Origin of the sequence: Nocardia veterana NBRC 100344 (assembly GCF_000308855.1) — a bacterium.
GTDB lineage: Bacteria > Actinomycetota > Actinomycetes > Mycobacteriales > Mycobacteriaceae > Nocardia > Nocardia veterana.
This window is the reverse complement of the sequence record NZ_BAGM01000056.1, coordinates 102,059-114,518: the sequence shown is the minus strand read 5'-3', so window position 1 is coordinate 114,518 and position 12,460 is coordinate 102,059. Positions and strand designations below refer to the sequence as shown.

11 protein-coding genes are annotated in these 12,460 nt (G+C 70.0%); 5 read left to right on the top strand and 6 right to left on the bottom strand.

Annotated elements, in window-relative coordinates; genetic code table 11:
• Positions 1-314 precede the first annotated feature (314 nt).
• Positions 315-1,598, bottom strand: a complete 1,284-nt coding sequence (gene tyrS, locus ON37_RS09955) for a tyrosine--tRNA ligase (protein ID WP_040718562.1) — start codon at positions 1,596-1,598, stop codon at positions 315-317.
• Between the two features lie 355 nt (positions 1,599-1,953).
• Here tyrS and ON37_RS09950 point away from each other — a divergent pair, with 355 nt between their 5' ends.
• Together ON37_RS09950 and ON37_RS09945 are read left to right on the top strand one after the other, a co-directional pair.
• Positions 1,954-2,796 (top strand): NAD(P)H-binding protein, encoded by an 843-nt coding sequence (locus tag ON37_RS09950; protein ID WP_051031412.1) that lies wholly within the window; start codon positions 1,954-1,956, stop codon positions 2,794-2,796.
• A 102-nt stretch (positions 2,797-2,898) separates the two neighbouring features.
• Positions 2,899-3,864: an AraC family transcriptional regulator gene (locus tag ON37_RS09945; RefSeq protein ID WP_040718600.1), complete on the top strand. Its 966-nt coding sequence runs from the start codon at positions 2,899-2,901 to the stop codon at positions 3,862-3,864.
• Here the strand turns inward: ON37_RS09945 and ON37_RS09940 are convergent.
• The gene (locus ON37_RS09940; protein WP_083892860.1) at positions 3,786-4,298 is read right to left on the bottom strand and encodes a DoxX family protein; all 513 of its coding nucleotides are present in this window, start codon (positions 4,296-4,298) and stop codon (positions 3,786-3,788) included. The two genes, ON37_RS09945 and ON37_RS09940, sit on opposite strands and share 79 nt — an antisense overlap.
• 83 nt (positions 4,299-4,381) lie before the next feature.
• Positions 4,382-5,050 carry a FadR/GntR family transcriptional regulator gene (locus ON37_RS09935; RefSeq protein ID WP_040718561.1) on the bottom strand — a complete coding sequence of 223 codons (669 nt, stop codon included), beginning with the start codon at positions 5,048-5,050 and terminating at the stop codon, positions 4,382-4,384.
• Between the two features lie 212 nt (positions 5,051-5,262).
• Between ON37_RS09935 and ON37_RS09930 the strand changes: the two genes are divergently transcribed.
• Positions 5,263-6,945 (top strand): 2-isopropylmalate synthase, encoded by a 1,683-nt coding sequence (locus ON37_RS09930; protein WP_040718560.1) that lies wholly within the window; start codon positions 5,263-5,265, stop codon positions 6,943-6,945.
• Between the two features lie 3 nt (positions 6,946-6,948).
• Here the strand turns inward: ON37_RS09930 and ON37_RS09925 are convergent, their stop codons facing one another.
• From ON37_RS09925 to ON37_RS09915, 3 genes are all read right to left on the bottom strand, one after another.
• Entirely contained in the window at positions 6,949-7,572 is a 624-nt protein-coding gene (locus ON37_RS09925) for a DNA-3-methyladenine glycosylase (RefSeq protein ID WP_040718559.1), read from the bottom strand.
• A gap of 96 nt (positions 7,573-7,668) precedes the next feature.
• A complete protein-coding gene (gene sigJ, locus ON37_RS09920; RefSeq protein ID WP_051031405.1) occupies positions 7,669-8,595 on the bottom strand; it encodes an RNA polymerase sigma factor SigJ in 927 nt (308 codons plus the stop codon).
• Positions 8,592-9,848, bottom strand: coding sequence for an NAD(P)/FAD-dependent oxidoreductase (locus ON37_RS09915; protein WP_051031404.1), 1,257 nt, complete (start codon positions 9,846-9,848; stop codon positions 8,592-8,594). The genes sigJ and ON37_RS09915 overlap by 4 nt, the downstream gene beginning before the upstream one ends.
• A gap of 175 nt (positions 9,849-10,023) precedes the next feature.
• Here ON37_RS09915 and ON37_RS09910 point away from each other — a divergent pair, with 175 nt between their 5' ends.
• The gene (locus tag ON37_RS09910) at positions 10,024-10,752 is read left to right on the top strand and encodes a DsbA family oxidoreductase (protein WP_040718558.1); all 729 of its coding nucleotides are present in this window, start codon (positions 10,024-10,026) and stop codon (positions 10,750-10,752) included.
• Between the two features lie 159 nt (positions 10,753-10,911).
• Positions 10,912-12,426: a multicopper oxidase family protein gene (locus ON37_RS09905; RefSeq protein WP_051031403.1), complete on the top strand. Its 1,515-nt coding sequence runs from the start codon at positions 10,912-10,914 to the stop codon at positions 12,424-12,426.
• The last annotated feature ends 34 nt before the right edge of the window (positions 12,427-12,460 follow it).

The following is a 12,460-nucleotide window of genomic DNA, read 5'->3' as shown; positions in this document are numbered from 1 at the left end:
GGCGCACAAACAGTCCGGCCGGTTTACCGACCTTCCTGAGAGGCAACTTTTCCAGCCTAACCATCGGAGCTCGCGAAGTCAACCCGCGATCTCACTCGATCTTACTGGCCGTCAGGCGCTCCTCGTCCAACCTCGTGTCCCGGGCCGTTGGGCTCCGGGTCGGTGTCCGTGTCGCTCTGACCTGGAATAAGTTACGTGGCGGAGAACGGAACGTCAAATCGCCACGTCAGCAGGCATTTGCGCAGGTCACCGACCTCGGAGCCGGCCCGGAGACCGGGCGAATCACACCGATGTGACTCAGGTCATGGTCAAGATCAGCTTCCGGCGCGGCGAGCGCCGGCGAAATTCTTCTTGCCGCGCCGCAGGACGAGCCAGCGTCCGTGCAGGTAGTCGGACTCGGCAGGCACCCATTCCGGGTCCGCGATGCGGACGTTGTTCACCGAGGCACCGCCATCGGCGACCGCGCGCCGGGCGGCACCGCGGCTGTCGGACAGCCCGGTGGCCACCAGCAGATCGACGATCGTCGATTCCGGTCCCGCCTCCGCGACGGTGCCGTCGCCGGCGGCCTCGGCCAGCGCCGAACCGAGCGTCGATTCGTCCAGATCGTGCAGATCGCCGCGACCGAACAGGGCCTGGCTGGCCAGTTGCACCGCGCGGGTGTGCTCCTCGCCGTGTACCAGCGTGGTCATCTCCGCGGCCAGACGTCGCTGCGCCTCGCGGGCATGCGGGCGTTCGGCCGTCGCTTTTTCCAGTTCGGCGAGTTCCTCACGGTCGAGGAAGGTGAACCAGCGCAGGTAGCGGATCACGTCGGCGTCGCCAGTGTTCACGAAGTACTGGTACCAGGCGTACGGGCTGGTCATCTCGGGGTCGAGCCACAGACTGCCGCCGCCGGTGGACTTGCCGAACTTCTTGCCGTCGGCCGAGGTGACCAGGGGGGTGGTCAGGGCGTGGACCTGTTCGCCGTCGAGGCGGCGGTTGAGCTCGACACCGGCGATGATGTTGCCCCACTGGTCGGAGCCGCCCACCTGCAGCCGGCAGTCGTGGGCGCGACGCAGCTGCACGAAGTCGTTAGCCTGCAACAGCATGTAGCTGAATTCGGTGTAGGAGATGCCGTCGGTGTCGAGGCGGCGCTTGACCGTCTCGCGGGCCAGCATCACGTTCACGGAGAAGTGCTTGCCGATATCGCGCAGGAAGTCGACGGCGGTGAGGTTGCCGGTCCAGTCCATATTGTTGGCGATGATCGCGCCGGTCGGTGAATCGTCGAAGTCGACGAAGCGTTGCAGCTGGCCGCGGATGCGGTCCGCCCATTCGGCGACGGTGTCGGTCGAGTTCATCACCCGCTCCCCGACGTCCCGCGGGTCGCCGATCAAACCGGTGGCGCCACCCGCGAGCACGATCGGCCGATGCCCGGCCTGCTGGAACCGCTTCAGCGTGAGCAGCGGCACGAGGTGACCCGCGTGCAGACTGGCCGCGGTGGGGTCGAAGCCCGCATACAGCGTGATCGGACCCTTCGCCGTCTCGGCCCGTAGGGCGTCCAGATCCGTGGACTGGGCGATCAGTCCACGCCAGGTCAGTTCGTCGATGATGTCGGCGCTCACGCTCTCCTATCTTTCCGCACCGGAGGTGGTGGGCTGCGCTGGGTCGCCGATATCGGGACCTGCGCCACGGCCGGATGGCGACATCACGCATCGAACGGCCGAAGCGGCCCGTCCACTCCGACCGGATCCGGATCTCGATACCGACGCAGCCCGCCCTGGACGCCCGCGTATGTCCTCGAGCGTCCGGACCATGGCCGACGGCCGCTGCCCCGGATGTACTGGATACATCACCGAGAACACCGTGACTGCCAACGAAAATCGCAGCGCCGCAGCTGTTTCCGTCGATCGAGACGGGCACGGCACGACTGCCCGAACGACCGGTTCCGCCGGCCGAGGCCGCACCGCCGCCGGTCCCGTGGTCGTCCTGGGCGGCACCGGAAAGACGGGCCGCCGGGTCGCGGCGCGGCTCGCCGAGCGGGGCATCGACGTCCGGCCGGTCTCGCGGTCGACGGCGATCCCGTTCGACTGGACCGATCGTTCGACCTGGGCCGCCGCGTTGGCCGGCGCGCGGGCGGTCTACCTCGCCTACCAGCCGGATCTGGCGGCGCCGGGCGCCGACGACGCCGTGGCCGCACTGACCACCGCGGCCCGGCGGGCCGGCGCGCAGCGACTGGTGCTGCTGTCCGGGCGCGGGGAGCCCGAGGCCCAGCGCTGCGAGGAGATCGCGTTGCGCAGCGGCCCGGCGACGACCGTTGTGCGGTGCAGCTGGTTCGCGCAGAATTTCAGCGAGGATTTCCTGGCCGAGCAGATCGTGGCCGGACAGGTGACCCTGCCGGCCGACACGGTGGCCGAACCGTTCGTGGACGCGGAGGATATCGCCGATGTCGCCGTGGCCGCGCTCACCGAGGACGGGCACGCCGGGGAAATCTACGAGCTGACCGGACCGCGGGCACTGACCTTCGCCGAGGCCGTGGCCACGATCGGCGAGGCCACCGGTCGCGATATCGGCTATCGATCGGTCGGCCTGGCCGACTACGCCGCCGGAATGTCGGATATGGGGCTGCCGGGCGCGGTGATCGACTCGCTGACCTATCTGTTCGGCACGGTCCTCGACGGCCGGAACACCGCCGTCGCCGACGGAGTCGAGCGGGCGCTCGGCCGCCCACCGCGTTCGTTCACCGAGTACGCCCGCAGGACGGCGGCCCAGAGAGGCTGGCCGGCCGCTCAGGTCGCCGCGGCCGACGCGGCGCGGGCGTGATCTCCGGTGCCGGTGCTCGGGACCGATTTCCCCGGTTGCCGGCGTCCCGCCGGCGCCGGGCACGCGCTTGCCGGGCTCGCCGCCATGCGCGATCGTCGTGGCATGGATGCCCTCGCCGATCTGCTCGACGGCCCGCGCGCCCGGGGCGCGTTCGTGATGCGTTCGCTGCTGGACCCGCCGTGGTCGCTGCGGATTCAGGATCGCGCGCCCCTCACCGTCGTGGTCGTCACCCGCGGATCCGCCTATCTGGTGCCGGACGACGACGACCCGATCCGGCTCGACCAGGGTGGGGTCGCGATCCTGCGGGGGCCGGACCCGTACACGGTGGCGGATACGCCGTCGACGCCACCGCAGGTCATCGTCCACCCGGGCCAGACCACGACGACACCCGAAGGCGAATTGCTCTGCGAGACATGGGATCTCGGCGTCCGCAGCTGGGGCACGAATCTCGCCGGAACGACCGCGCTGCTGACCGGCACCTACGAGGTGGCCGGTACGGTCAGCGACCGTCTGCTGCGTGCCCTGCCGGCCCGCGCCGTCCTCGACGGGCACGAGGTCGACGAGCGGCTGCTGAGCCTGCTCGTCGACGAATCCGGACGCGACGGACCCGGCCAGGCATCGGTGTTGGATCGGCTACTGGATCTGCTGACCATCGCGGCACTGCGTACCTGGTTCGCGCGAGCGGAGGCGCCGCGGTGGTACAGCGCCTATGCCGACCCTGTGGTGGGGCAGGCGCTGCGGTTGCTCGAGCACAATCCGGCGCACGATTGGACGGTGGCCGAGCTGGCGGCGACGGTCGGCACCTCACGGGCGGCGCTGGCCCGGCGGTTCACCGAACTGGTCGGCGATCCGCCGATCGCCTACCTCACCGAGTGGCGGCTCGCCCGCGCCGCGGACCTGTTGCGCGGCACCGATGCCACCATCGAATCGATCGCGCGACAGGTCGGATACGGCACCGCATTCAGTTTGAGCGCGGCGTTCAAACGACGCTACGGCGTGAGCCCGGGAATGCATCGGCGCTCCGCCGCCGAGGAGACCGGAGCGGAGCGGGAGACCGGCGCTCGGTAGGGGGACCGGCGGGCTTTGCCGCCGCCCGGCTTCGGTCCCGCAGGGAAGCCCCAGCGCCACAACGGAATAGCGAACACGGCGGCCAGGACCAGCGGGAAAACGGCACCCGCCGGGGAGTCGAGCACGAAGGCCTGGGTGGCGGCCGCACACACCGTGGTGATCGACAGACCGGCGGCGGCGAATCGGGTCAGGCGCGGGACCATCAGGCCGATCCCGCCCGAAATCTCCACCAGGCCGGTGAAATAGCGGAACCAGTCGCCCCAGCCGATCTCGTGGAAAATGCGGACGGCATCGGCCTGGCCGACCATTTTCGGCAGCCCGGAGGCGATCACGAAGAACAGGCCCAACACGATCTGCAGAGTCCACAGCACGCGGGTGCGGGCGCGGCCGGATCGGGTGGCGACGGTCGAGGTCGGGGCGGTGACGGCGGTCATGGGTGCGGTGTCCTTCCGGGTTCTCGGTATCCGTTCGAGCGCGCTCACCACAACAGACGGACCGTCCCGGCGGAATTCATCGGTCAGCCGAGCGCGGCGGTGAGTGCGCTCAGGTGGACCCGGCTCGCGGTGGACGCGGCCTCGGCGGCGCGGTCGCGGATCGCGGCGAACAGCGCCTCGTGCGCGGCGTGGTCGGCGGCCGGGTCCGGCATCGGCCGGATCCGCAGCATCTCCGACATCGCCCGGTGCACCCGGGGGACGAAGGCGTCGAACAGTTGCAGCAGGATCTCGTTGTGGGCCGCCGCGATCACGGTGCGGTGGAAGGCGGTGTCGGCGTCGACGAGATGTTCGACGGAATCGTCCGCGCGGGCCCGCACCGCCAGGGCACGGCGCATGGTGCGCAGGTCCGCGGGTGTGCGGCGCTGGGCGGCCAGGGCCGCGGCTTCGGCCTCGATCGCGATCCGGGCCTCGATCACGGCGACGATGTCGGCGCGTCGCAGGACCGCGTCCCAGTCCTCGGTCACCTCCAGGGCGGTGACGAAAACCCCTGCGCCCTGGCGACTTTCGAGAACGCCCTGCCCCGACAGCTCGCGAATCGCCTCGCGCAACGTCGAGCGCCCCACACCCAGTTGGGCCGCGAGCGTGGTCTCGCCCGGCAGCTTGTGGCCGAGTTGCCACTCCCCTGCCCGGATCCGGTCCAGTAGGAGCCGAGCGGCCTGGGCCGCCAGCGGTTGCCTCTGCACGGTCGCCATCGACGCTGACCTCTCTACTTGTCTGAGGAGTTTCCGCTCGCTATCGTATCCGACATGGGACAGGGACTGCTTCTCCTCGGCCGCCGCGGCGGGGTCTGATCGACCGGCACCCTGCCCGCGGGTTGCTGGGCTGCGCCGGTCGTCACCTTCGAGCGAAAGCGACCACCGTGCACAACCCCGTTCCCACCTGGAATCGCCAGCGCCCCTCCACGATGCCCTCGCATCGTTATCATGATGTGTACCACCGAGTTTCGGTTCCGTTGACCGATCGCCGCTGGCCCGCCAACCGTATCGAAGCCGCCCCCCTGTGGGTTCCGGTCGACCTGCGCGACGGCAATCAGGCGCTGGCCGAACCGATGGATCCGGAGCGGAAGCGCCGCTTCTTCGAGATGCTGGTCGAGATCGGCTACAAGGAGATCGAGGTCGGCTACCCGAGCGCATCGCAGACCGATTTCGACTTCGTCCGCCTGATCCACGACGCCGAGCTGGCGCCGGACGACGTCACCCTGGTCGTATTCACCCCGGCCCGGGCCGATCTCATCGAGCGCACACTGGAATCGGTGGCGGGAATCGACAACGACGTCGTCATTCACATGTACACCGCCACCGCGCCGCTGTGGCGGGATGTGGTGCTGGGCCGGACCCGGGCCGAGGTGGCCGAGCTGATCCTCGCCGGTGGACGGGAGATCGCGCGGCTGGCGGGCGATCGGCCCAACCGCCGATTCCAGTTCTCCCCCGAGGTTTTCATGCTCACCGAACCGGACTTCGTGCTGGAGGTGTGCGATGCGATGACCGAACTGTGGGATGCCGCGCCACAGCGGCCGGTGGTGCTGAACCTGCCCGCCACGGTCGAGGTGGCCACGCCGAACGTCTATGCCGACCAGATCGAGTACATGGACCGCAACCTGAGCCGCCGCGACGGGGTGATCCTGTCGGTGCATCCGCACAACGACCGCGGCACCGGCATCGCCTGCGCCGAACTGGCCGTGCTGGCCGGCGCCCAGCGGGTGGAGGGCTGCGTTTTCGGCAACGGCGAGCGCACCGGCAACGTCGACATCGCGACGCTGGCGCTGAATCTGCATGCCCAGGGCGTGAATCCGATGATCGACTTCTCCGATATCGACCGGATCCGCCGGACCGTGGAGTACTGCACGAGGATGCCGGTGCCCGAGCGCCATCCGTACGTCGGCGACCTCGTCTACACGGCGTTCTCCGGCACGCATCAGGACGCCATCAAGAAGGGGTTCGCCGAGCATCGCCGGCGGGCGGCCCAGGCCGGGCGGCCGGAGTCGGAGATCGAGTGGCAGGTGCCGTACCTGCCGATCGACCCGGCGGATGTCGGCCGCAGCTACGACGCGGTGATCCGAGTGAATTCACAGTCCGGTAAGGGCGGGATCGCCTATCTGCTGCAGACCGGGTACGGACTGGAATTGCCGCGCCGATTGCAGATCGATTTCGCCCGGGAAGTCCAGCGCCGCACCGACGACAGCGGCAGCGAAGTGAGCGCCGAGTGGCTGTGGGAGCTGTTCCGATCGATCTACAGCTCCCCGAGCACCGACATCGACTGCCCGGCCGGCCGGATCGAATGGCGGCACACCGACTCCGGACGCGTCGTACTCACCGCGCCGGGTGCGGACGGGCCGGCCGAAACCACCGTCTCGGCGTCGGAGGCGGCGGCCGCGCTCGCGAAACTGGTTGTCGCACAAGGGATTGCGATCGATATCCTCGCCACGAGCCATCAGGCCCGCGACGCCGGCTTCGTGGCCTACACCGAATTCCGCGCCGCCGGCGCCGTCCAGTGGGCTGCCGGATTCGGCACGTCCGTGGTCGCCGCGGAGTTGGCGGCGCTCACCGCGGCGGCCCGGCGGGCGCGGATGCCCGTGCCGGCGGCCTGACCATCATGCCGAGCGGCCGACCTCCGGGGCACGCGGGCTGCGACGATACGCCGACACGGCCGGTGAATCCCGCAACCACAACCGCCACGGACGGTCGGCGGCGAGGCTGACCCCGACCCGCGGTCCCACTCCGATCGCGGCGGAATCGGTGATTTCGGGAGCCAGGTCCAGCCGGATCGGCGCGGCCGGATCGAACAGGGCGGTGCCGTAGTCGGCCAAGGTGATGCCCAGGGCGCTGCCGAAATTGCCGGGACCCCGGGCCAGATCGGCATCGGTGCGTGCCGTGGGCCGGCGTGCCCGGGCGACGTCGAGCCCCTCGACCACCTCGCCGGCGCGCATCAACACCGCGCTCGCGACGCCGTCGGGGCCGCTGGTCACATTCACGCAGGTGTGCATGCCGTAGCTGAAGTAGACGTACAACATGCCGGGTGGGCCGAACATGACGGCGTTCCGCGGCGTGCGGCCGCGTCCCGAATGCGCGGCCGGATCGGGCCACGGTCCGGCGGGGTCACCACCGTAGGCCTCGACTTCGACGATGCGCGCCGCCACCGGGCCGGACCACAGCGTCGCACCCAACAGGCGACGGGCGGCGGCCAGCGGTTCGACGGCGAGTTCCTCGGCAGACACGGGTTCTCATTGTGGCTCGAGACCGCTGGTGACCGGCGTCACCGTCCCGGTCGACGCTCGGCGCCGCCCGCCGGCTGCCGTCCGGACAGGGACGAACTACGGCCGGAAACCGCTCAGCCCCGCCAGTTTGTCGGGGTTGACCTGGAATCGCAGATTCACCACCAGGCCGTCGACGATGTCGTAGGTGAGCGCTCCGACCGGGACACCGCGGATCTCCCCGATCACGCTGAGCTCGCCGTTCACCGTCGCCGCCCGCATCCGGATACCGGCCACGACCGGTTTGGCCAGCACCCCGAGCAGCCAGCGCGCGACGTGATCGGGGCCGTGCAGCGGCCGCCGAGCCGCGGTGACCTTGCCGCCGCCGTCGTTCCAGAGGGTGACGTCCGGAGCCAGCAGTTGCATCAGCGCATTCACATCGCCGCCGTCGGCCGCGGCCAGGAAGCGCTGGGTGATGCGTTGCCGGACGGCGGGGTCGGTATCGAACCGCGGCCGCCGGGCCTGAACGTGGCGACGGGCGCGATGCGAGATCTGGCGCACCGTCGGCTCCGGCCGGTCCAGGAAACCGGCGATTTCGGCGGGTGCGAAACCGAATACGTCACGCAGTACGAAGACCGCCCGCTCGACCGGGCCCAGCGTCTCCAGCACCACCAGCATCGCGGTCGACACCGTCTCGGCGACCTCCGCGCGTTCGGCGGCATCGGGTTCGCTGAGCAGCGGCTCGGGAAGCCAAGGGCCGACATAGGTTTCGCGCACCGCACGGGCACTGGTGAGGCGGTTCAATGCCAGGTTGGTCACCGTGCGGACCAGGTACGCCTTCGGGTGGCGTACCCGATCCGAATCGACCTCGTGCCATTTCAGCCAGGCGTCCTGCAGGACGTCCTCGGCGTCGGCCACACTGCCGAGCAGCTGGTACGCGGTGGCGAACAGCAGCCGGCGATGCTCGTCGAACGCATCGCCCGGAGCTCGCCCAACCTCCCGCCGCGAGGCCACCGCGCCGCCGGCGGCCTCGGAATCACCGGTCATGCGCCCATCCTGATCCGCTCGTCCGGCGCGTGCAACGGCGAGACCCCGCTGTTGTGGGCTCGGCCGGCCGCACGGGTCGCGCGGCCCCCGCGGGAGAGACTGACCGAGACGGTCATCCGCCGGCTCAATCGGAAGGTGGGCAGCGGACTGCTGCTGACCGATTCCTTGTAGATCACCGCCGCACGGCCGCGCAGATACCAGCGCCGTGGGGTGTCGTCGGCATGGGTGAAACCGATGACCGCATCGCGGCGGCCCAAGCTGACCGGTTGATGGAAGTAGCCGAATCGGAACGGCCGCACGGACTTTCCGCGTAGCCGCCGGGCGATCGCGTCGGCCGCATAGGCCGCCGTCGGCATACCGCTCTGGCAGGTGCCGTGGATCCGGCCCCATGGCTGGTCCACCGCCGCGGCGTCGCCGACGGCGTATATCTCGGGATGCGAGATCGACCGCAGGGTCGGGTCGGTGCGGACGAAACCGGCGGCGTCCGTGGCGATTCCGGCTTCAGCGGCCAGATCCGGGACGCGGATACCGGCGGTCCACAACGTCAACGCGGCGGGAACCAGGGCACCGCTGTCGAGCCGGACCGCGTCGGGGAGCACCGCCGTCACCCGGGCCCCGGTGCGGCGCACGATGTGCAGCCGGTCCAGCGCCCGTTCGAGGTGGGCGCGCGGACGGGGGCCCAGCATGGCGGCGGGCTCACCGGTACTGATCAGCGTGACCGTGAGCCCGGGATGGGATTCGGCGATCTCGGTCGCGGCCTCGACGCCGGTGAGACCGCCCCCGCAGACGGCGATCGGCGCGCCGGCCGCCGCCAGCTCGGCGAGACGCTCGGACAGACGCCGGGCCGTGCGCGGATCGTCGAGGGTCCAGGCATGGGTGTCGGCCCCGGGCACGGTCGTGGTGTCGGCGCGGCTGCCGACGGCGTAGACGAGGGTGTCGTAACCGAGTTCGGTGCCGTCGTCACAGCGCACCCGCCGCGCGGCCGGGTCGATGCCGGTGGCCGCGGCCCGCCGGAAGGTGACGCCGGTGCCGGCCAGCAGGTCCGGTATACGGTGGTCGGCCAGTTCGGTGCCGGCGGCGACCTGGTGCATGCGCAGCCGCTCGGTGAACCGATCCGACGGATCGACGAGCGTGATGTGCACCGCCTGGTGACGGGTGCGGCGGGCCAGGCGGATGGTGGCCAACATTCCGGTGTATCCGGCGCCGAGTACGACGACCTCGTGCGGGCGCACATCGGTAGTGGTGGTGTTCATGACTGTTCTGCCTTTCCTGTCGTGGCGACCGGGCGATTCACCAGATGCGACAAGTGAGCGGGCGCGGACGTGACAGCCGCGGAAGTGGTGTGCGTCACAAGGGAGGGAACAGGGCGCCGCATACGGCGGTTGACATATCAAGACTTCCGAAATCCGCGAACGAACGAGGTGACCCGTGCCCGTACAGGTCGAGATCTGGACCGATATCAACTGCCCCTTCTGCTATCTGGGTAAGCGGCGCTTCGAACAGGCGCTGGCCGACTTCGAGCACCGCGACCAGGTCCAGGTGGTCCACCGATCCTTCGAACTGGATCCCACGCTGCCGGTCGAGCACAGCGGCCCGGTGATCGCTCATATCGCGGAGAAGTACGGCATCAGCGAGGCGCAGGCCGCCGCCAACGAACGCGGAATCGCCGCGCAGGCGCGAGAGCTCGGGCTGCCGTACCGGACCGAGGGGCGCGACTTCGGCAACAGCTTCGATATGCACCGCCTGCTGCACTACGCCCTCGCCGAGGGCCGACAGGAACAGCTGCTCGACGCCCTGTACGAGGGCAATTTCGCGGACGAAGCGCCCCTGTTCGGCGATCCCGAACGCCTCGTCGAGGTGGCCTCGCGGGCCGGGCTGGACCCGGTCGCGGTACGGGCGGTACTCGACGATCCGGAGGCCTATGCCGAGGCCGTGCGCGCCGACGAGGAGACCGCCGCGCGGATGGGCGCGCGCGGTGTTCCGTTCTTCGTCTTCGACCGGACCTATGGGGTATCGGGTGCACAGCCGCCGGAGGTGTTCGGCCAGGCGCTGGCACGGGCGTGGGCGGATCGCGAGCCCGCCGTGCAGATGTTCGGCGCCGGCGATGCGTGCGGGCCGGACGGCTGCGCGGTACCCGACCCCGCCGGGCGCGACTGACCGCGGCGGGCCGGTCCGACCGAAGCCGGTGATGTGTCCGAGCGAGCAGGCCCCGGGTGCAATACTGCGCGGAGTCGGGGTTCGCTCGGGGGTCGTCCGGGTGAAAATCCGGGCGCTCACCGATGTTTCCGATCACGGGGCCGGGCTTAGCGTCGAGGCATGGCTTCCCGCCCTCGGCCACGTCTGCGCCGAATACTGTTGTGGCTCAGCGTCTTCGCGGTTCTCCTCACCGGCGCGGTCGGCGCCGGGGTGGCGTGGGCGTATTCGTCGGCGCGGGTATCGACCGTGGGCGCGGAATTCACCGAGCAACTGCGTATCCCGCCGCTGACCGAGGGGCGTGTGACGGCGGACGGCACCCGGGTGTTCGATCTCGAGATGCGTTCCGGCACAACCCGTTTCCTGGCCGATCGAGACACTCCGACCTGGGGCTTCAACGGGACGTATCTCGGCCCCACCCTGCGGGCCCACCGTGGCGAACGGGTGCGCGTCGACATCCGCAATCACTTGCCGGAAGCGTCGACCGTGCACTGGCACGGAATGCATCTGCCCGCGGCCGCCGACGGTGGGCCGCATCAGCCGATCGAGCCCGGCGCGCGGTGGTCGCCACAGTGGACCGTCGACCAACCCGCCGCGACGCTGTGGTATCACCCACATCCGCACGGCGCCACCGAATCTCACGTCCGAAGGGGGCTGGCGGGGCTCTTCCTGATCGACGACGACGCTCGGACCGGGTTACCCGCTACCTACGGCGTCGACGACCTCCCGGTCATCGTGCAGGACGTGCGGTTCCGCGGTGCGCAGTTCGATCACCGGCGGCACATCTTCGCCGATACCGGCCTGCTCGGTGATCGCACCATGGTTAACGGCACCCTCGCGCCCTATCGCGAGGTGAGCGACGAACTGATCCGATTGCGGTTGCTCAACGCGGCGTCGGCGCGGGTGTTCACCTTCGGCCTCTCCGACGAGCGCCCCTTCGCGCTGATCGGCACCGACGGCGGGCTGCTGGAGCGCCCGGTCACCATGACCGGCATCCGATTGTCCCCCGGTGAGCGGGCCGAGATCGTGGTGCGCATGCGCCCGGCCGAGCGGGTCACGCTGCGCGGCCTGCGCACCGACCTCGGCGACGGCTTCTGGAATCGCCGCTTCTCCGGCGGCGACGACACGTTCGACGTCCTCGAACTGCGCGCGGCCGAAACCCTGCGCACCACAACGGTTGTGCCGGACCGGCTGGTGTCGTCGGCGCCGCCACGTGCGGCGGACTCCGTACGGGAGCGGCACTTCGATCTCCGATTGCCGAATATCAACGGTCGTCCGATGGCGATGGACCGGATCGACACCGTGGTCGAACGGGGCAGCACCGAGACCTGGATCGTCCGCAACTCCGATGGGATGACCCACAATTTCCACGTCCACGACGTGCAGTTCGCGGTCGCGGCCGTCGACGGCGCGCCGCCTCCGCCGCACTTGCGCGGCCCCAAGGACACCGTCCTGCTGCCGCCCGGCACCGAGATGCGCCTGGTCCTGCGCTTCGACGGGCCCGCGGATCCGGACCATCCGTACATGTACCACTGTCATCTGCTCTGGCACGAGGACCAGGGCATGATGGGCCAATTCGTCGTCGTGGAGCCGGGGGCCACCGTCGCGACCACCCCGCGTCCGGACCATCACCACTGATCTCCACACGCCCTTGCGTCACGCCCACACCCGG